Here is a 17627-nt window from a genome sequence, read left to right on the forward strand (position 1 = left end):
AGGCGGCCAGGGGGCGCGAGGGGGGCTGGCCAAGCAGCGCACGTTGGGGCCCTGTGCCGTCGGCCGTAGCCGCGTGCGGCCGCAGGAGGCCGGCCAGGTAGTGGCCGGCGATGAGCGGCGCGTCGCTATCGGACCAATGTTCGCCAGCGCCGCCCGCATAACGACTGGGCATCGATCGTGACGCACGCGGATGACTGCCCGGCAACCCCGCACTGCTCTTGCTGCCCATTTCTCGTCCTGCCCTTTGCTGAGGTCCGGCCCATCGCCGGAGCGGCGATCGTTCTCTCTGGTCAGGCGTCCCAGCCGATGCAACTTCTTCTCCGCCAACGGCGGGTGCGCTCATCACGCCACACCCCTGCCGTTCTTTCGGTTTAGCTGGGTAGCGCGTAGCCGTCAAGAAGCCGGCAAGATTCACGAGACCAGCAACTGATATTGCAAGCGATTGATATTTAAATATTTTAACGAAACCATAAACTATAGCCCGACCCGCTTATAGCCAATGATTCACCCACCCTCGCCTCAGGAGGCGGCCAGTTCCTTGCGCCAGTCCCGCGGCGACTGGCCGACAGACCGGCTGAACGCCCGCGACAGCGCCTCCGGGCTGGCGTAGCCGACGGCCGGCGCCACCAGGCCCAGGGGCTTGCCCTGCCTGAGCAGGCCCTTGGCCAGGCTCAGGCGCCACTCGGTGAGGTAGTCCAGCGGGGTCATGCCCACCGCCTCGCGGAAGTTCACCGCGAAGCGGGCCCGCGACATGCCCGCGCGCTGGGCCAGGCTCGCCAGGGTCCAGGTCGTCTGCGGCTGTTCGTGCATGGCGTTGATCGCCTTGGCCAGGCGCGGCTCGGCCAGGCCGGCGAGCACGCCGACCCGCAGCAGGTTGGCGTCCATGGCGTGGCGCATCAGCAGGATCAGCACGTACTCGACCAGGCGATCGATGGCCGCCTGCCGCCCGCAATGGTCGGCGAAGGCCTCGTCGAACAGCAGGTCGAGTACCGGCCCCAGGCAGGGAATCGCCTGCAGCGGCACCAGCAGCTCACCGGGCAGGGTGCGCAGCAGCGGGTTGCCGAGCCCGCCGCCGAAATCGAAGGTGGCGCAGAGCAGTTCGGCTCCGTCCGGCCCCTCGCCCTCCAGGCGGTGCGCGCAGGAACGGGGGAACAGCAACAGCGAGGGTTGTTCGACCAGGTAGCTGCGGATATGCGGCCCGGAGACGCGCAGGCGGCCGCTGCGCAGCAGGTGCAGGCGGCCGAGGCGGTCATGCTCGAACTGTTCGGAAAGCCCGCACAACGGCCCGCTGTGAAACACCTGGGCACTGAGGGCGAAGTGGGCCAGCAGGGGCGAGAGACGGTCCATTCGATACGATCTACATGATTTTCGATACTAACCATCATCACTAATCTCGCAATCCGGGTCAAAGTGGACTCAGCCATTTGGCCTCCAGGAGATTCCCCATGCCACGCATCGCCCCCCTCGACCTCAGCCACGCCGACAGCCAGACCGCCGCCGCCCTCGCCGCGGCGAAAGGCAAGCTGGGCATGCTGCCCAACCTGTTCACCACCCTGGCCCAGGCGCCCGCGGCGCTGCACGGCTACCTGAACCTCGCGGACACCCTCGGCCGGGGCCGCCTGAACGCACGCCAGCGGGAGGTCGTCGCCCTCGCCGTGGCCCAGGCCAACGGCTGCGGCTATTGCCTGAGCGCCCACAGCCTGCTGGGCAAGGGCGCCGGCCTGAACGGCGCGGAACTGCTCGCCGCCCGCGCCGGTCGCAGCGCCGAGGGCGAGCAGCCCATCGCCGAACTGGCCCTGCGCCTGCTGGAACGGCGCGGTCGCCTCAGCGACGCGGAGCTGCTCGCCGCCCGCGAGGCCGGGCTGGACGACGGCCTGATCCTCGAGGTGGTGGCCCAGGTCGCGCTGAACGTGCTGACCAACTTCACTAACAACCTGGCACACACCGACATCGACTTCCCGCCGGTGAGTGTCGCCCTGTAACGCCGCGGCGCCCTCGGCGCCGCCATCCCCCGCAGCACAGGAGTAATGCCATGAAACCGCTCGCATCCTTCGCCCTCGTCCTGGCCAGCCTGCCGCTCCAGGCGGCCGACCTGGCCGAGCACACCTTCAGCACTTACGTAAACGCCAAGGGCGAGATTCGGCTGCCCGCCGATGCCCGCAAGAGCTGGAGCCATCTCGGCTCCTGGGTGGTTGCCGACCCAAAGTCGCCTGGCTACGGCTTTCACGACGTCTACACCCAGGCGGAAACCGTCGAGGCCTACCGCAAGACCGGGGAGTTCCCCGACGGCGCGGTGCTGATCAAGGAGATTCGCGCGGTCGAACAAGGGCCGCAGACCACCGGCCAGGCCCAGTGGGCCGGAGACGCCAACGTCTGGTTCGTCATGGTCAAGGACCGCCAGGGTCGCTTCGAGGGCAACCCGCACTGGGCCGAGGGCTGGGGCTGGGCCCTGTACGAGGCGAAGAACCCCGCCGTCAACGTGTCCAAGGGCTTTGCCGAGACCTGCCGCGGCTGCCATGTGCCGGCGCAGCAGAGCGACTGGGTGTTCAGCCAGGGCTATCCGACCCTCGCCAGGCCCTAGCCTCGTCTCGGCGGAGGCCGGGCTGCGGCTGCGGCTGGGCAGCCCGGTCTAGGGCAGGCGCGCCAGTTCGACGCTCAGCGCCACGCGCCCGCTGACCTGGGCCATGCGGGTGACCTCCACCTGCAGCTCGTTGGGGCCGAGCAGGAAGTCGGCGAGCTTCTGCGAGAACGGCCAGTAGTTCAGGTCCGCATGCAGGGTCAGCGGCCCGACGGCATCGGCCGGCACCCGGAAGGAGAACTCCCGGACGATGTAGCCCTTGGGCAGGATGCGGTTGTCGGAGAGTATCTGCGTGGCCTTCCATACCTCGATGTCCAGGACGTTGCCGTCCCGGTCGCCCAGGTGCACCTTGAAGTTGCGGGTACCCTCCTCGGTCTCGCCGTCCTTGACCGCCCCCAGGCGGTAGACCTGCCGCCCGCTGGCATCCGTCACGCGCAGGTCGATCCAGATCTCTCGGCCCTCGGGAAAGCCGGTCGGCAGCTTGTGCCCGGCGCCGACATTGCTCACCTTGACCGCCACCTCGACGTACTCCCCGGGCCGCACGCGGTCCGGAAGGTCCTGGAACTCGATGCGGGCCGCCCGCGCCAGCATGTCGCGGGCGCGCTGTGCCGCCTCGTCCTGGCCCAGATAGCTGAGCAGCGTGGCGTTGGCGCCACTGAACCAGTGCGAGGCGACATGCTCGCGCTCCGGGCCCATGATCGCCGCGCGACCGGCGAAGCCCGGCATGTGGCAGTCCTGGCAAGTCTCGCCGTTGAGGCTGTAGGGGCTCTCCAGCCATTCGTCATAGGTGCGCTCCACCGCCACGCTGCTAAACGGATGGGTGACGTTGTGGCAGGTGGCGCAGAAGTCCGAACGGGTGTGCAGCGCCGAGTAGACGGTGTCGTGGTAGGGCGACACGGCATCCTTGCGCGGGCCGAACTTGGTCGAGCGGCCATGGGCCCGTGGCGTCATGACATAGGCGCCATTGTCCAGCCCGGTGCGGGCGCTGATATTGTGGCAGCTCTCGCAGTCGACGCCCGGCAGGGGGTGCTCCCGCGCACTGTCCTCGACCGAGGAGCGGTTGAGCTCGGCGGTGATCTGCCCGGTGGTGAGGCCGATCGGCGAATGACAGCCGGTGCAAAAGGTGTCCACCCGCCCCTCGGTGGCCTCGCTGGCCAGCTTCAGCAAGGCGCGGTAGACCGGCTCGTCCCAGGCTTGAGACATCATCGAGCTCCGCCACTGCCGGTAGATCTCGGTGTGGCAGGCACCGCAGACCTCGGCGCTCTCGAAATCCCGCGGCTGCAGCACGACATTGCCCCGGGTGTTGGCCCGATGCGGGAAGAAGGGCAAGGCATCGCGCGCCTGCATCAGCCGGCTGCGGGCCGGCTCCAGCCACTTGTCGTTGCCCCCGTGCGTGGCGCCTGGCAGCTCGTCGCCGAGCACCAGGTCGACCGCGACCAGGGCGGCGAGCAGGGTCGCCGCCAGCAGCGCGAGCGTCCCGCAGTGGATGCCGATTAGGGTCGCTCGAACCCGGCGCCCTCCGCCCATGATGCCGGCCATCTCACAGCCTCCCTCATACTGTGCGACGCCAGCGGGGCAAGGTCGCAGCATGCCCTGCAGCCGGGCACGCGCAGGCGCGCCACGGGGTCCCGGGAGCAGGCTTGAACAGGCGCATTGGAATCCGCAGGCGAGCCGGGCGGACCGCGCACCTCTGCCCTAGCGGTGCACCGCCCCGGCGCCCGGTTTCCGGCGCGTGGAGCGCTCCTCTCTGCGGAGCGTACCTAAGGTATTAGTCGCGCCGGGCGCACAAGTCAAAACCCCGACGCGAACCGTGCCTATGACCAATTTACCCAACTAATAGATTGATATATCGACGCTTTTCGCACCAATACTGAAATCCGGGGGACCCCGCCCGCCGACGGCTCGTCGCCCGAACTAAGCCGGACCGGGCTCCTCGTCACGCGGCGAGGCGCCGGCAACGTGCAGCCGCTGCCCCTCGCCCAGATCCACGCGCAGGCTGCCGGAGCGCAGGTGCAGGTCGCGCTGGGGAAAGGGGATCTCCACCCCCGCCTGGCGCAACTGGTCGTCGATGGCCCACATGAAGCGGGCATGGGTTGCGCCGGGGGAGATCATCAGGTCGTGCTCCACCCACACCACCAGCTCGAAGTCCAGGCTGCTGTCGCCGAACCGGGTCAGCCACACGTCCGGCTGGCGCCCCGGCACACTGGTGATGCAGCCCGGCACGGCCGCCACCGCCTCGAGCACCGCCGCCTTGACCCGGTGCTTGTCGCTGCCGTAGGCCACGCCGAAGGGCACGTGGATGCGCCGGTACTTCTCGTCGTAGCTCCAGTTGGTCACCCGGCCGTTCACGAACTCGGAGTTGGGCACGATGATGTCGACCAGGTCGTTGGTGGTGATGCGCGTGTAGCGCATGCCGATCTCGGTGACCCGCCCCATCACCCCGGACTGCAGGTCGACGAAGTCGCCGACCTTGAGGGTCTTCTCCAGCAGCAGGATCAGCCCGGAGATGAAGTTGCTGAAGATGTTCTGCAGCCCCAGGCCGATGCCGACGCCGATGGCGCCGCCGACCAGGGCGATGTTGGTCAGGTCCAGGCCCAGATAGCGCAGGCCGACCAGGGTGCCGATGATCCACACCGCGTAGCGGATGATGCGGGTCAGCGCATAGATCCCGGAGGAACTCATCGCCCGACCCTTGCCGCGCGCCGCGACGTTGTGCAGGCCGCGCTCGAGCAGGGAGGACAGCCACCAGGCGAAGAACAGGATCAGGCCCAGACCGATCAGCCGCGCCAGGTGCAGGTCGGTCTCGCCGATCTGCAACCAGGGCGTGGTCGCCCAGCGCCACAGGGTCTCGAGGAGGTTGTCGGTGAATTCGTCCAGTTGCATGCTCGCTGCCTGCGCTGCGGGAAGGGGCGCGGCCAGGCCGGCCGCTGTTGTGAGGATAGCCGCCCGGCAGCATCCGCCTGGCCGCCCTTGGCTATGCTCAACAGTGCAGCGCCCTCAAGCGCGGCGTGCTGACCGAGGCGGCGATCGCCCGGGACCTGAGTCGGCGCCGCTGAGGCCGGCGGCGCACGGCGCAACGCGAGGTTCACCCGCATGTCGGACACTCCCGTAGCCCCTGCCTTGACCGCGGCGCGCCTGCACGCCCTGCACGGGCGCGGCTTCGTCCTGCTGCCCGGGGTGCTGGACGCGCGGCAGGTCGCCGCGCTGCGTGCGGCCATCGACCGCCTGCAACCGCAGCACTGGGACTACAGCGGGCTGCTCGACCACTACAAGTGCGTGTTCAACCGCGACCCGCTGTGGCTGCCCTACCTCGACCCGCCCGGGGTGATCGAACTGGCCGAGGCCGCCCTCGGCGCCGACTGCCACCTGATCGGTCAGACCGCCTGGCGCTGCCATCCCGGCTTCGTCGGCGCCGCCCTGCACCTGGACTACCTGGCGATGCCACTGCCGCCGACGCTGCTGGCCGATCCGGCCTTCGAGCTGCCGATGCAGATCTGCACGGCGCAGTTCTACCTCGACGATATCGACGCCGACCTCTGCCCGACCCTGGTGGTGCCCGGCAGTCACCGCGCCGGGCGCCCGCCGCGGCCGGGGGAGACGCACTGGCAGGGACGGCCGGCGCAGCCGGTGCTGTGCCGCGCCGGCGACGCGCTGATGCTGCGCAGCGAGCTGTGGCACGCCGGCAGTCGCAACCGCACGGCCGACCGCTGCCGCTACCTGCTGCAGGTGCACTACGGTCGGCGCATGGTCGCGCAGAAGTTCTCGCCCTACCTGGCCTGGCGTTTCAACCCCGAGGTGCTGGCCGCCTGCACGCCGCGGCAGCGGCGCCTGCTGGGCGAGCACGCGGAAGCGGAGTACGACTGAGACGCCCGCCACCGCAGCCTGTCCGGCCGGCCGCGCGACGAGCGGGCGGCGGCTTTACACAAGCTTTACCTCCCCCGGGCGGGATATTCGGCGGCGGCGGTGGTCGAAATTTAACCGGCTCCTGCCGATCGCAGAAGGAGATCGTCATGCTTGGTCGCACTCCCCTACTCGCCGCCCTGCTGGCCGGCCTGATGTTCAGCGCTGACGCCACGGCCCGGGGCTCCGGGCGCGACGCCGCGCTGGCCGGCGCCGTGGTCGGCGCGGTGATCGGCGGCGTGATAGTCGCCAACAGCCGCTACGAGCGCGCGCCGGTGTACATCGAAATCGGCCCGCCGGTGCCCCGCTACCGCTACCACTACTACGAGGAGCCCTATCCGGGCTACTACTCGCCGCCGAGCTACTACCGGAGCTATCCGCGGGTGGTGGTACCGCACTACGGCTACCGGCCGCACCAGCACAAGCATCACCATCGCCAGCACTATCGCCGCCATCACCGCCACGGTCACTACGGCGCACGCTGGTAGCCCGGGCCATCCCGCAGGGGCGGCAAAACCCTATACAATCTACGGTTTTCCACCCTTGCGTCCCCGAGGAGTCTCAGTGAGCACCCTGCCACCCTGCCCCCAATGCCAGTCCGCCTACACCTACGAAGATGGCCACTCGCTGGTCTGTCCGGAGTGCGCCCACGAATGGTCGGCCAGCGCCGTGGCCGCGGATGCCGGCGACGACGCCCGGGTGATCAAGGATGCGGTGGGCAATAGCCTGCAGGACGGCGACAGCGTCACCGTGATCAAGGACCTCAAGGTCAAGGGCTCGTCGCTGGTGGTCAAGGTCGGCACCAAGGTCAAGAGCATCCGCCTGGTCGACGGCGACCATGACATCGACTGCAAGATCGACGGCATCGGTGCGATGAAACTCAAGTCCGAGTTCGTCAGGAAGGTCTGACCGGCGACACCGCCAAGGGCGAGGCGAAAACTGCGTCCTAGACGCTCCCGCCCGCCTCCGGCAGCGGTTATCATGCGCGGCTTTTTCGCCCAGAGCCGTCCATGTCCCGCCTGCTTTTGCTGTGCCTCCTGCTTGTCCTGCCCTTCGCCCTTCCCGCCCACGCCGAAGCCCCGCAATCCTTCGCCGCCGCCAAGAAGATCGCCTGGAAGCTCTACGCCCCGCGGCCGACCACCTTCTACTGCGGCTGCGCCTACCAGGGCAACCGGGTCGACCTGGCCAGCTGCGGCTATGTGCCGCGCAAGCAGCCGCGGCGCGCAGGGCGCCTGGAATGGGAGCATGTGGTGCCGGCCTGGGTGATCGGCCACCAGCGCCAGTGCTGGCAGCGCGGCGGGCGCAAGAACTGCAGCCGCAACGACCCGGTCTTCCGCGCCGCCGAGGCCGACCTGCACAACCTGGTGCCGAGCATCGGCGAGGTGAACGGCGACCGCTCCAACTACGCCCTGGGCATGCTCGGCGCCGCGCCGGAGCAGTACGGCGCCTGCCCCATGCGCGTCGACTTCAAGGCCCGCACCGCCATGCCGCCGGAGCCGGCGCGCGGTGCCTCGGCGCGCATCTACCTGTACATGGCCGAGCAGTACCAGCTGCGCCTGTCGCGCCAGGACCGGCGTACCTACGAGGCCTGGCACCGGCAGTACCCGGTCAGCGCGTGGGAGCGCTGGCGCAACCAGCAGGTCGGCTGCGTCATGGGCCATGGCAACCCCTACGTCGGCCCCATCGAGCGGCAGCGCTGCACGCCGCTGCGGCGTGCCGGCGACACCCCCCGAAACAGCGGTTGAGTGCGGCGCGCGCCCCTGGCGGCTACCGTTCAGCGTCCGACGACTGGAATTGCCCGCGACCGGCCGCGGCTGCCATGCTTGATCACCCGCCCGGCTGGAACCCATCGATGCGCTACCTGCTGTGCTGCCTGCTCCTCGCCCTCGGCACCGCGTCGCAGGCGGAGCCGTGGCGGGTGGTCGGCGACAAGCAGTTCGCCCCCTACAGCTATATCGCCGACGATGACGCGCCCCAGGGGCTGGACGTCGAGCTGGTCGAGGCCGTGCTACGGGCCGCGGGGGTGGACTACCAGCTGCGCCTGTACCCCTGGCTGCGGGTCAAGTCCCTGCTCGAGCGCGGCGAGGCCACCATGGCCTTCCAGTTCGCCGGCACCCCGGAGCGCCACGCCCAGTACCGGCTGGTCGGCCCCCTGCGCATCGGCACCACGGTGTTCATGGCCAGCGACAGGCTCGCGCTGGAGGATTGGCGGCAGCTGAGCGACCTGGCGCCCTACCGGATCGGCCAGGTCGAGGGTTATGCCTACGAGGCCGCCTTCGACCGCGCCGAACTGCGCCGCGACGCCATCGCGCAGACGCCCCGGCAGCTGGTGGCCATGCTGCTGGCCGGGCGCTTCGACCTGATCGTCGGCGACCGCACCCAGTTGCTGTACTTCGCCCGCGAACAGGGTGCCGAGCAGCGGGTGCGGGTGCTGCCGCAACCGCTGACGCAGATGCCGCGCTACGTTGCCTTCGGCAAGAACGACGACGGCCGTGCCGAGCTGTTCGCCGCCGCCCTGGAACAGCTGCGCGCCAGCGGCGTGCTGGAGGCCATCCACCGGCACTGGCAGCAGTAGCGGCCGGCGGCCCTAGGCGCCTGCCAGCATGCTGTCCAGCCAGCCCCCCACCTGCGCCAGGGCCTGGCGCTCGCGGGCCGGCCAGTCGCCGTGCAGCTCGACGAAGGCCTGGCCGTGGCCCTGCAACCAGTCGCGACAGGCCCGGTGGAAGCGCAGGCGCTCGTCCAGCTGCGGCTGGCAGCGCTGGCCGTCGTCGACCCAGGGCATGCCGCGCGGGTCGAGCAGCAGGTGCAGGTCGTAGCGCCGCGCCAGCAGCGCCTGCTCGATCCAGGCCGGACAGTCACCGAACAGCGTCCGGCTCCACAGCAGGTTGCTCAGCAGGTGGGTGTCGAGGATCAGCAGCGGCGGCGCGCTGGCGCGGGCGCGGTCTTCCCAGGCCAGCTGGCCGCGGGCGATCGCCGGGATATCCCCATAGCAGGTGTCGCGACCCTGCTGCTCGATGAAGTGGCGCACGTACTCGCCGACCACCAGGCCGCCGAAGCGCGCCTGCAGGGCCTGGGCCAGGCGGCTCTTGCCGCTCGACTCCGGGCCGGTCAGCACCAGCACCCTCATGCCCGGGCCAGGGCCAGGGCCGGGGCACGGCGCCAGCTCTGCCAGCCGTACAGCGCCAGCAGGCAAAACAGCCCATAGAGAACGGCGGTGGGGTACAACTCCTTGTGCACGAACAGGCCGACGAACACCACGTCCAGGGCCAGCCACAGCGGCCAGCACTCCAGGCGCTTCTGCGCCATCCACACCTGGGCCACCAGGCTGAAGCCGGTCAAGGCGGCATCCAGCCAGGGCGCCGCGGCATCGGTGTAGGTGGCCATCACATAGCCCAGGCCGAGGCTACCGGCGGCGCCGATGGCCAGGCTCAGGGCCAACCCGCCGGCGCTCAGGCGACTGACCTCGCGGCCCTGATGCTGCTCGCCGCCGCGCCGCCACTGCCACCAGCCGTAGAGCTGCAAGCCGGCGTACACCCCCTGCAAAAGCATGTCCGAATACAGCTTCACCTCGAAGAAGATCCAGCTGTACATCAACACCATGACCAGGCCGACCGGCCAGCACCAGATGTTCTGTCGAACCGTCAGCCAGACGGCAATCACGCCGAGCGTGGCGGCGCAGAGTTCAAAGGGCGACATGGCGAACCTCAGCAGAGCGCGCCGGGCCTGGCGCGGAAAAGGGCCGGGGATTGTACCCAATCCACGAACCCGTCCGCTGACCGGCGGCCGGATTGCCGTGCCCGGACATTTGCCCCTGCATTCTGGCACGATCCCCCTTTGCCTCTGTCTCTGCCAATCCCTACTGTGATTCGCACGTTCCGCAGGCCATGATAAAAACCATGAAACCCAGCTCCGCGGCCGCGCGTTTGCCGGCCAATGCGCAGTGGCTGCACTGCAGCAGCCAGGGCGTGCCCGCCCACTTCTACCACGCCAACGGCTTCCCGCTGCGGGTCTACGAGCCCCTGCTCGGTCGCCTGAGCGGCAGCCTGGCGCTCAGCGGCCTGGCCTGCCGCGCGACCTGGCCGGACATCGGCCCGCCGCCGCGGCGGCGCGACTGGCAGCTGTATGCCGATGACCTGATCGCCTTCATCGAACAGGAGTACCGGGAGCCGATCGTCGGCATCGGCCATTCCCTGGGCGCCACCTGCACCATCCTCGCCGCCGCCAAGCGCCCGGAGCTGTTCAAGGCCCTGGTGCTGATCGAGCCGGCCATGGTTTCCCCCACGCTGGCGCGGCTGGTGCGCTGGCTGCCCAAGGCCCTGATGAACCGCACCGACCCGGCCCGCAGCACCCTGCGCAAGGCCGACCGCTGGCCCAGCCGCGAGGCCTTCCTGCAGCAGTGCCGGAACGCCCGCGGCTACCAGCGCTTCGGTCCGGAAACCCTGCAGGCGCTGGCCCAGCACGCCGTGGTGGAAGACGCCGACGGCCAGCTGCAACTGGCCTTCCCCAAGCACTGGGAGGCGCACAACTACACCCAGCCGCCGAACGTGATGGCGCAGCTGCAGCGCCTGCCGATGCCCTGCGTGGCGATCCGCGGCAAGCCCTCGGTGTTCTTCACCGAACAGCTGTGGCAGGAGTGGCAACGGCGCTGCCCGCAGACCCGGTTCCTGGAGGACCTGGAGCACGGCCACCTGCTGCCGCTGGAAAACCCCGCCGGCTGTCAGCTGCTGATCGAACAGGGCCTGCGCGCTATCGGCGCCCTGCCCCAGCGCTGAGTTCGGCCTGCGCCTGCAACTGCTGCAGGTAGGCGGCCAACGCGGCGATGCGCTGGTCGCTGAAGCCCTCGGCGATGGTCATCATCACCGAGCCGGCGCGGCTCGGGTCCTTGTCGCGGAAACGGGTCAGGGCACGGCGCAGGTACTCGGCCGGCTGGCCGGCCAGGCGCGGGGTATTGTCGCGGCCCTCGGCGTTCACCCCGTGGCAACCGGTGCAGAGCGTCTTGAAGGTCGCCTCGCCGGCCTGGCGCAGCGCCGGGTCGACTGCCTCCTCGTGCCCCTGCAACTGCTGCTGGCCGAAATAGATGGCCACGTTGACCCTGTCCTCCAGGCTCAGGTTCGGCGCCAGCTTGGACATCACATAGTCGCTGCGCTCGCCGCTGGCGAACTTCTCGAAGGCATTGAACAGGTACACCGGGTTCTGCTGCGCCAGGTTGGGGATGTGCGGGCGCCGGCTGTTGCCGTTCTCGCCGTGGCAATTGCCGCAGAAACGGATGCGCTCGTGGCCGGCCTCGTAGGCCTGCTGGCGCAGCAGCGGGTCGGCATTGAGCTGGGTGAAACGCTGCATCGCCTCGTTGCCGGCCTGGGCCAGGCCGGCGAGGCAAGAAAACAGTACAAGGGCGAGCGCTCGCATGGCGGAAGTCCTTTTCTCGTTGATACCGGGCTGAAATGTCAGCGCGGGACTATAGGGTCCCGCGCCAGGGCAAACCCCGGCACAGATCAAGCAAAGTGCAGATTCCCAACGCCTGCGTGCCCGACCAGCCGCCGCGCCCTGCCTATGGCGCCGTGGCGGCATCCGCAGTATGTTCGGGACACGCACCGATCAAGGACCGACCATGGCCAGCAAGCCCAGCACCCCGCAGCAACAGAAGCTCCTCGCCGTGCTGATCGACGCCGACAACGCCTCGGCCGCCATGGTCGAGGGTCTGTTCGAGGAGATCGCCAAGTTCGGCGTCGCCAGCGTCAAGCGCATCTACGGCGACTGGACCCAGCCGAATCTCGGCAAGTGGAAGCAGGTGCTGCTCGACCACAGCATCCAGCCGATCCAGCAGTTCGCCTACACCCGCGGCAAGAACGCCACCGACAGCGCGCTGATCATCGATGCCATGGACCTGCTCTACACCCGGCGTTTCGACGGCTTCTGCCTGGTCTCCAGCGACAGCGACTTCACCCGCCTGGCCGCCCGCCTGCGCGAGGAGGGCCTGACCGTCTACGGCTTCGGCGAGGAAAAAACCCCCGCGCCCTTCGTCTCGGCCTGCGACAAGTTCATCTACACCGAGATCCTCCGCGCCGACGCGGCCCAGGCCGCGGACGAACCGGCCGGCAATGGCGACAAAGGCAAAACTACCGCCGGCAGCGTACCCGCCGAACCGGCCAAATCCGCCGCCAAGAAGAAACCGCAGAAGGTGCCGGTGGACTTCATCGCCAAGATCATCGACGACGTCAACGACGAGGACGGCTGGGTCGAGCTGGGCATGCTCGGGCAGAGCATCGGCAAGCTGCGCCCGGCCTTCGACGCCCGGCTGTATGGCTTCAAGAAGCTCAGCGACCTGATCAAGGGCCAGGCCAAGCGCTTCGAGCTGCAGGTGCGCGGGAGCAGTGCGACGGGGGGTGAGGCGTTGTATGTGCGGAATCGGAAGGCGGGGAGGTGAATGTATCAGGCCAGATATATATCTGCTTCTTCACAACCGAGCCAACAAACACCAACCCATGAGACCGAAATGCTAATTGACCTCGCAAATAATTTCTTGACTCTTCTATTCACTTGGCAAGGCGTAGCCATCACACTAACACTTATACTCAGAAGACCATTAAGCCAAGTAATAAATCGATTCATATCCGGCGGCTCAGGAAAGGCTAGAATAGGCCCAATAGAAATTGAGCTAGGAAAGCTAGCAGAAGACGGACAGAATGCCATAAACAGACTAAACGATATCAATCTTGTCATGGCCAAATCTAGAGCTCAAGAGCTAGAAATAACATTAAACACCTTCGGACATGCGCTTTCAAAATCTCAAAAAGAACAAATGCTGAGCCACATCACCCATCTAAAAGACCTAGCCAGCCAAAAGTAAAAGCAATGATTATCGACCTCGATCTAATTGAGACACACAGCAACGAATCGGTAATTATTGACCTAACCAGATTCCAAGCAGAAAAATTAAAAATTCACCTAATTGACGATGCCATCTCTATATACTTCTGGAGTGGCGCCTCTTGGCAAGCCTACCTCGAAGACCCTGGCTTCCCGATTATAAACAACTACTATAAAGCCACCCCATCCCACCCCTTCTCAATATTCCAAAAACTGTCCACCAACACACAATATATTGGAATATCCAATTTCTACCACCTACAAACGCTCATCCTACACTGCATCACAACCAACAAATTCGCACACCAATTATTCATTGATGCACCATGCCTTCTATGGCTTATGCTTGAACACTACGGAGCCGATGAATCTATAACCCGCCTAGAAGCAAAGCGAGTAAAGATAATCGAAGAAATCCTCGGAGCCGGCAACAAGAAACAAGTCAAGATAATAAGAAAAATAAGACCATCATCAGGATACAGAGATGAAATACACACAATCAAACAAGCACTCTCTGACAAAAGAATTCTAGACGAGTTTACTCACTGGCGCTCCATTCCAGCACAAGCACTCGAAATCGCAAAGAGACACCCAATACTTCTAGGCACGAAGATATTAAAAACATTAGAAACAGAACATAATGAACACATACTGAAGCACTCAAAATCAATATCAAACTCAGTTCACACTTTCATAGAATGCATCAGAATCGGCAAGTCCATTGGCTTCAAAAGCCCGGAATCAATACTTGGAAGAGTCGCAAGCGTAGATAGACTGTCAAAAATACACGACCGTTGGACACAGATCCTAAACAGGCAAAGTAAATATCTCGACGAGGACGAAGCCCTGCCTCCCTGCCCGCTAAATGAAACCAGCACCATAGTTCAAATAGCCACAATCAACGAATTGATTAGAGAAGGAAAAACTATGGAACACTGCGTTGGCTCATACACTCAAAGAGCACTCAGCAGAACATGCTTTATTTTTAAAGTCACCCATCCAGAACGGGCAACCCTTGAGATAACCGAACGGAATAGCAAGTTCAGAATATCTCAAATAAAAGGTTACATGAACGCCGAAGTAAGCGACAACACCATCCACCACATTAAAGAGTGGTTAGATAAAGAAAATGCATATTACTCATCAGAACCACGATAACCCAATAAAGTGGCCAACCCCGTAGGGTGGGTTGAGCGCAGCTAGCAACCTGGATATCCGTAGGGTAGACAACGCGAAGCTTGTCCGCCTTCGATCTCACGAAACTTGCATCGATCCGCCACAATGCTTTTCGCCCTTACGGCGAGTTACTTTCTCTTTGCTCGCGCGAAAGAGAAAGTAACCAAAGAGAAAACGCGCCCCTAGGCCAGCGCTCCCCACATTTGCACCACGCCCAGCAGATGCACCAGCCCATAGACCAGGCAGATCGCCGAGCTGACCACGATAAAGCGAACGCTGTGCCCTGTGCCGGCCAAGGCGAACGGTCCCAACAGACCACGCAGCAGATAGACCAAGGTAATCGCGCACAATGCAGGGCGCAGCAGAGGCAAGGGCTCGATCACCCCTGCACCGGACAGCGCGTACGCCGCCCATGTGGCGAGTATCAGGGCAATTCCCGCCGTGACCACCGCAGGAAACCAGCGCCCGGCCTGGGCCGCCTGCACAAAGCGCTCGCCAGCGCCAAACAAGCGATACCAAGCAGGGCCGACCATGATCACCCCTAGATGCATCAGCGCCGCCAGCAGGCTGAGCCCGGCGCCGATCACCAGCGCGATGTTGTATTCGTTTGTCATTCCACCGCTCCTTGATGCGACTCCACCTTCGGTGAATCCAATGATTCACGCGCGGCAGCATAGCAAGTAGTCCATATACTGATCGCTGATCGTGCCCATGCTCTGCGTGGGCACGCAGCCACAGACGCTCCGCGTCTGCGGGACACAGAGCGCCCCCATAGGGGTTCCCACGCGGAGCGCGGGAACCATCAAGGCCATCAAGCAAACCGCCCCCACAGCCTGAACCGGCAGACCTGTCGGTTGCAGATGGGCGCGCGGCGACACGACAAAATCAAACTTGCCCATCCCCACGCACCGGGCTAGAGTCTCGCTCGTCACGGTCAATCCCGTGGCCGGGCGTGAGAACCCGAGTATTGTCTGAGGCGCGACAGCGCCATAGCCGTAAACAGCAGGCGCTTTTTTTGTGCCCGCTGTTTTCGCGCAGTTATGGCGGGCCGTGCAAGGCAGGCTTCGGCCTGGCCGGTTCCCTCGGACGCCGGTTTCTCACCCTTGTACGGTCCGCCACCCATACTGGTGAGAAGGTAGGGCGGCGGCTCCTTAAACAGTTCGAGGAGCATAAGGAAAATGCACTATCCCCCTTTTACGCACGCGATACCCCACGCCGTTTCGCTCACCTCTACCCTGGAGGTGCGCCATGCCTGAACCGCACTCCCCCTCGCCCAACCCGGGCACCTTACGCAGCCCCATGCCCGCTGCACTCTGTGATTTAGCGTCGCTGCGCATGGGCGCGGTACAGGCCTTGATCAAGGTGTTGATCGACGAGTCTGAAGTCCACAGCTCGCCCCGTGTTCCGCGCCACACCCTGTCTGCTGCCAATGCGCTGTTGACGGAGGCCGACAAGCTGTACCGCGAGGCCTTCGCCCGGCTGGACGCTGGGGAGCGGAGCTAAGCAAGCGGCCGCCCCAGCGGGGCTCACAAAACTAAAAGGCCAGTCTCACGACTGGCCTTTTTCGTTACCGCCCTAGCAAGGCTCAGCCGTTGCTGGGGAAGGCGAACTGCGCCGCCTCGTGGCTGGCGCGCTGCGGCCAGCGCTGGGTGACGGCCTTCTTGCGGGTGTAGAAGCGCACGCCGTCCGGGCCGTAGGCGTGCAGGTCGCCGAACAGCGAGCGCTTCCAGCCACCGAAGCTGTGGTAGCTGACCGGCACCGGCAGCGGCACGTTGACGCCGACCATGCCCACTTCGATCTCGTCGACGAACAGCCGCGCGGCCTCGCCGTCGCGGGTGAAGATGCAGGTGCCGTTGCCGTACTCGTGCTCGTTGATCAGGGCCATGGCGGCTTCCAGGCTGTCGACACGGACGATGCACAGCACCGGGCCAAAGATCTCGTCGCTGTAGATGCTCATCTCGGGGGTGACCCGGTCGAACAGGGTGCCGCCGACGAAGTAGCCGTTCTCATGGCCGGCCACCTGCAAGCCGCGGCCATCGACCACCAGCTCGGCACCGGCGGCCACGCCGGCGTCGATGTAGCCGGTGACCCGTTCCTGGGCCGCACGGGTGACCAGCGGGCCCATGTCCAGGCCGCAGTTGGTACCGGCGCCGATCTTCAGCTCCTGGATCTGCGGGGTGATCTTCTGCACCAGGGCATCGGCGATCTGCTCGCCGACGCACACGGCCACCGAGATGGCCATGCAGCGCTCGCCGCAGGAGCCGTAGGCCGCGCCCATCAGCGCGCTGACCGCGTTGTTCAGATCGGCATCGGGCATCAGCACCGCGTGGTTCTTCGCGCCGCCGAGGGCCTGCACGCGCTTGCCGCGCTTGGTGCCTTCGCTGTAGATGTACTCGGCGATCGGGGTCGAGCCGACGAAGCTCAGGGCCTTGACCTCTGGCGCCTCGATCAGCGCATCGACCGCTTCCTTGTCGCCGTGCACCACGTTCAGCACACCCTTGGGCAGGCCGGCCTCGTGCAGCAGTTCGGCGATGTACAGGGTGGAGCTGGGGTCGCGCTCGGACGGCTTCAGGATGAAGCAGTTGCCGCAGACGATGGCCAGCGGGTACATCCACAGCGGCACCATGGCCGGGAAGTTGAACGGGGTAATCCCTGCCACGACCCCAATGGGCTGCAGGTCGCTCCAGGCGTCGATGTCCGGGCCGACGTTGCGGCTGTATTCGCCCTTGAGGATCTGCGGCGCGCCACAGGCGAACTCGACGTTCTCGATGCCGCGCTTGAGCTCGCCGGCGGCGTCCTCGAGGGTCTTGCCGTGCTCTTCGCTGATCAGCCTGGCGATCTCGGCTTCGTGCTGCTCGAGCAGCTGCTTGAAGCGGAACATCACCTGGGCGCGCTTGGCCGCCGGGGTCTTGCGCCAGGCCGGGAAAGCGGCCTTGGCGGCGTCGATGGCTTGCTGCACGGTGGCGCGGTCGGCCAGGGCGACCTGCTTGGTCGCCGCGCCGGTGGCCGGGTTGAAGACGTCTGCACTGCGGCCTTGGCCCTGGATGCGCTCGCCGTTGATCAGGTGGGCAATGGTGGTCATGGGAAGTCTCCGTCAATCGAATTC

At 65.8% G+C, this 17627-nt stretch carries 20 protein-coding genes; 12 read left to right on the forward strand and 8 right to left on the reverse strand.

From position 1 onward, the window contains the following. Positions 1-519 precede the first annotated feature (519 nt). A complete protein-coding gene (locus I0D00_RS09150; RefSeq protein WP_213639410.1) occupies positions 520-1347 on the reverse strand; it encodes an AraC family transcriptional regulator in 828 nt (275 codons plus the stop codon). Between the two features lie 98 nt (positions 1348-1445). On the opposite strand from I0D00_RS09150, the gene I0D00_RS09155 reads away from it, so the two are divergent. Together I0D00_RS09155 and I0D00_RS09160 are read left to right on the forward strand one after the other, a co-directional pair. Next, positions 1446-1982 (forward strand): carboxymuconolactone decarboxylase family protein, encoded by a 537-nt coding sequence (locus I0D00_RS09155; RefSeq protein ID WP_213639411.1) that lies wholly within the window; start codon positions 1446-1448, stop codon positions 1980-1982. A 50-nt stretch (positions 1983-2032) separates the two neighbouring features. Further along, complete coding sequence (locus I0D00_RS09160) at positions 2033-2581, forward strand: cytochrome P460 family protein (protein ID WP_213639412.1); 549 nt, start codon at positions 2033-2035, stop codon at positions 2579-2581. A 48-nt stretch (positions 2582-2629) separates the two neighbouring features. Here I0D00_RS09160 and I0D00_RS09165 read toward each other — a convergent pair whose 3' ends face one another. Further along, the gene (locus I0D00_RS09165) at positions 2630-4117 is read right to left on the reverse strand and encodes a multiheme c-type cytochrome (protein WP_246533198.1); all 1488 of its coding nucleotides are present in this window, start codon (positions 4115-4117) and stop codon (positions 2630-2632) included. A gap of 375 nt (positions 4118-4492) precedes the next feature. Continuing rightward, the gene (locus I0D00_RS09170; RefSeq protein WP_213639413.1) at positions 4493-5461 is read right to left on the reverse strand and encodes a mechanosensitive ion channel family protein; all 969 of its coding nucleotides are present in this window, start codon (positions 5459-5461) and stop codon (positions 4493-4495) included. Positions 5462-5671: 210 nt separating this feature from the next. Between I0D00_RS09170 and I0D00_RS09175 the strand changes: the two genes are divergently transcribed. The 5 genes from I0D00_RS09175 (at position 5672) to I0D00_RS09195 (ending at position 9053) form a co-directional block, all read left to right on the forward strand. Further along, positions 5672-6442, forward strand: coding sequence for a phytanoyl-CoA dioxygenase family protein (locus I0D00_RS09175; protein WP_213639414.1), 771 nt, complete (start codon positions 5672-5674; stop codon positions 6440-6442). 146 nt (positions 6443-6588) lie between these two features. Further along, complete coding sequence (locus I0D00_RS09180) at positions 6589-6966, forward strand: hypothetical protein (RefSeq protein ID WP_213639415.1); 378 nt, start codon at positions 6589-6591, stop codon at positions 6964-6966. Positions 6967-7042: 76 nt separating this feature from the next. Then, on the forward strand, positions 7043-7387 hold the full coding sequence (locus I0D00_RS09185; RefSeq protein ID WP_213639416.1) for a zinc ribbon domain-containing protein YjdM: 345 nt from the start codon (positions 7043-7045) through the stop codon (positions 7385-7387). 101 nt (positions 7388-7488) lie between these two features. Beyond that, positions 7489-8223, forward strand: coding sequence for an endonuclease (locus I0D00_RS09190; protein ID WP_213639417.1), 735 nt, complete (start codon positions 7489-7491; stop codon positions 8221-8223). Between the two features lie 107 nt (positions 8224-8330). Next, on the forward strand, positions 8331-9053 hold the full coding sequence (locus I0D00_RS09195) for a substrate-binding periplasmic protein (protein ID WP_213639418.1): 723 nt from the start codon (positions 8331-8333) through the stop codon (positions 9051-9053). 12 nt (positions 9054-9065) lie between these two features. Here the strand turns inward: I0D00_RS09195 and I0D00_RS09200 are convergent, their stop codons facing one another. Together I0D00_RS09200 and pnuC are read right to left on the reverse strand one after the other, a co-directional pair. Next, positions 9066-9605 carry an AAA family ATPase gene (locus I0D00_RS09200; RefSeq protein WP_213639419.1) on the reverse strand — a complete coding sequence of 180 codons (540 nt, stop codon included), beginning with the start codon at positions 9603-9605 and terminating at the stop codon, positions 9066-9068. Then, entirely contained in the window at positions 9602-10174 is a 573-nt protein-coding gene (gene pnuC, locus I0D00_RS09205; protein WP_213639420.1) for a nicotinamide riboside transporter PnuC, read from the reverse strand. Before pnuC ends, I0D00_RS09200 begins: the two co-directional genes overlap by 4 nt. A gap of 200 nt (positions 10175-10374) precedes the next feature. Between pnuC and I0D00_RS09210 the strand changes: the two genes are divergently transcribed. Beyond that, entirely contained in the window at positions 10375-11250 is an 876-nt protein-coding gene (locus tag I0D00_RS09210; protein WP_213639421.1) for an alpha/beta fold hydrolase, read from the forward strand. Here the strand turns inward: I0D00_RS09210 and I0D00_RS09215 are convergent. Next, positions 11225-11884 (reverse strand): c-type cytochrome, encoded by a 660-nt coding sequence (locus tag I0D00_RS09215; protein ID WP_213639422.1) that lies wholly within the window; start codon positions 11882-11884, stop codon positions 11225-11227. The two genes, I0D00_RS09210 and I0D00_RS09215, sit on opposite strands and share 26 nt — an antisense overlap. Positions 11885-12086: 202 nt before the next feature. Here I0D00_RS09215 and I0D00_RS09220 point away from each other — a divergent pair, with 202 nt between their 5' ends. From I0D00_RS09220 to I0D00_RS09230, 3 genes are all read left to right on the forward strand, one after another. Next, positions 12087-12902: an NYN domain-containing protein gene (locus I0D00_RS09220; protein ID WP_213639423.1), complete on the forward strand. Its 816-nt coding sequence runs from the start codon at positions 12087-12089 to the stop codon at positions 12900-12902. Positions 12903-12971: 69 nt separating this feature from the next. Continuing rightward, a complete protein-coding gene (locus I0D00_RS09225; protein WP_213639424.1) occupies positions 12972-13325 on the forward strand; it encodes a hypothetical protein in 354 nt (117 codons plus the stop codon). A gap of 5 nt (positions 13326-13330) precedes the next feature. Beyond that, positions 13331-14503 carry a PcfJ domain-containing protein gene (locus I0D00_RS09230; protein ID WP_213639425.1) on the forward strand — a complete coding sequence of 391 codons (1173 nt, stop codon included), beginning with the start codon at positions 13331-13333 and terminating at the stop codon, positions 14501-14503. A gap of 200 nt (positions 14504-14703) precedes the next feature. Here I0D00_RS09230 and I0D00_RS09235 read toward each other — a convergent pair whose 3' ends face one another. Next, a complete protein-coding gene (locus I0D00_RS09235) occupies positions 14704-15135 on the reverse strand; it encodes a hypothetical protein (protein ID WP_213639426.1) in 432 nt (143 codons plus the stop codon). Between the two features lie 634 nt (positions 15136-15769). Here I0D00_RS09235 and I0D00_RS09240 point away from each other — a divergent pair. Then, positions 15770-16024: a hypothetical protein gene (locus I0D00_RS09240; RefSeq protein ID WP_213639427.1), complete on the forward strand. Its 255-nt coding sequence runs from the start codon at positions 15770-15772 to the stop codon at positions 16022-16024. A gap of 82 nt (positions 16025-16106) precedes the next feature. Here I0D00_RS09240 and I0D00_RS09245 read toward each other — a convergent pair whose 3' ends face one another. Then, positions 16107-17603, reverse strand: a complete 1497-nt coding sequence (locus I0D00_RS09245; protein ID WP_213639428.1) for a CoA-acylating methylmalonate-semialdehyde dehydrogenase — start codon at positions 17601-17603, stop codon at positions 16107-16109. Between the last annotated feature and the right edge of the window lie 24 nt (positions 17604-17627).

It is taken from the genome of Pseudomonas lalucatii, from assembly GCF_018398425.1.
GTDB lineage: Bacteria > Pseudomonadota > Gammaproteobacteria > Pseudomonadales > Pseudomonadaceae > Aquipseudomonas > Aquipseudomonas lalucatii.

Coding starts and splice junctions, on each gene's coding strand:
- I0D00_RS09180 (WP_213639415.1), top strand. CDS start 6,589: ATGCTTGGTCGCACTCCCCTACTCGCCGCCCTGCTGGCCGGCCTGATG.
- I0D00_RS09215 (WP_213639422.1), bottom strand. CDS start 11,884: ATGCGAGCGCTCGCCCTTGTACTGTTTTCTTGCCTCGCCGGCCTGGCC.
- I0D00_RS09210 (WP_213639421.1), top strand. CDS start 10,375: ATGAAACCCAGCTCCGCGGCCGCGCGTTTGCCGGCCAATGCGCAGTGG.
- I0D00_RS09195 (WP_213639418.1), top strand. CDS start 8,331: ATGCGCTACCTGCTGTGCTGCCTGCTCCTCGCCCTCGGCACCGCGTCG.
- I0D00_RS09240 (WP_213639427.1), top strand. CDS start 15,770: ATGCCTGAACCGCACTCCCCCTCGCCCAACCCGGGCACCTTACGCAGC.
- I0D00_RS09220 (WP_213639423.1), top strand. CDS start 12,087: ATGGCCAGCAAGCCCAGCACCCCGCAGCAACAGAAGCTCCTCGCCGTG.
- I0D00_RS09230 (WP_213639425.1), top strand. CDS start 13,331: ATGATTATCGACCTCGATCTAATTGAGACACACAGCAACGAATCGGTA.
- I0D00_RS09200 (WP_213639419.1), bottom strand. CDS start 9,605: ATGAGGGTGCTGGTGCTGACCGGCCCGGAGTCGAGCGGCAAGAGCCGC.
- I0D00_RS09155 (WP_213639411.1), top strand. CDS start 1,446: ATGCCACGCATCGCCCCCCTCGACCTCAGCCACGCCGACAGCCAGACC.
- I0D00_RS09225 (WP_213639424.1), top strand. CDS start 12,972: ATGCTAATTGACCTCGCAAATAATTTCTTGACTCTTCTATTCACTTGG.
- I0D00_RS09175 (WP_213639414.1), top strand. CDS start 5,672: ATGTCGGACACTCCCGTAGCCCCTGCCTTGACCGCGGCGCGCCTGCAC.
- I0D00_RS09160 (WP_213639412.1), top strand. CDS start 2,033: ATGAAACCGCTCGCATCCTTCGCCCTCGTCCTGGCCAGCCTGCCGCTC.
- pnuC (WP_213639420.1), bottom strand. CDS start 10,174: ATGTCGCCCTTTGAACTCTGCGCCGCCACGCTCGGCGTGATTGCCGTC.
- I0D00_RS09150 (WP_213639410.1), bottom strand. CDS start 1,347: ATGGACCGTCTCTCGCCCCTGCTGGCCCACTTCGCCCTCAGTGCCCAG.
- I0D00_RS09245 (WP_213639428.1), bottom strand. CDS start 17,603: ATGACCACCATTGCCCACCTGATCAACGGCGAGCGCATCCAGGGCCAA.
- I0D00_RS09190 (WP_213639417.1), top strand. CDS start 7,489: ATGTCCCGCCTGCTTTTGCTGTGCCTCCTGCTTGTCCTGCCCTTCGCC.
- I0D00_RS09170 (WP_213639413.1), bottom strand. CDS start 5,461: ATGCAACTGGACGAATTCACCGACAACCTCCTCGAGACCCTGTGGCGC.
- I0D00_RS09235 (WP_213639426.1), bottom strand. CDS start 15,135: ATGACAAACGAATACAACATCGCGCTGGTGATCGGCGCCGGGCTCAGC.
- I0D00_RS09165 (WP_246533198.1), bottom strand. CDS start 4,117: ATGGCCGGCATCATGGGCGGAGGGCGCCGGGTTCGAGCGACCCTAATC.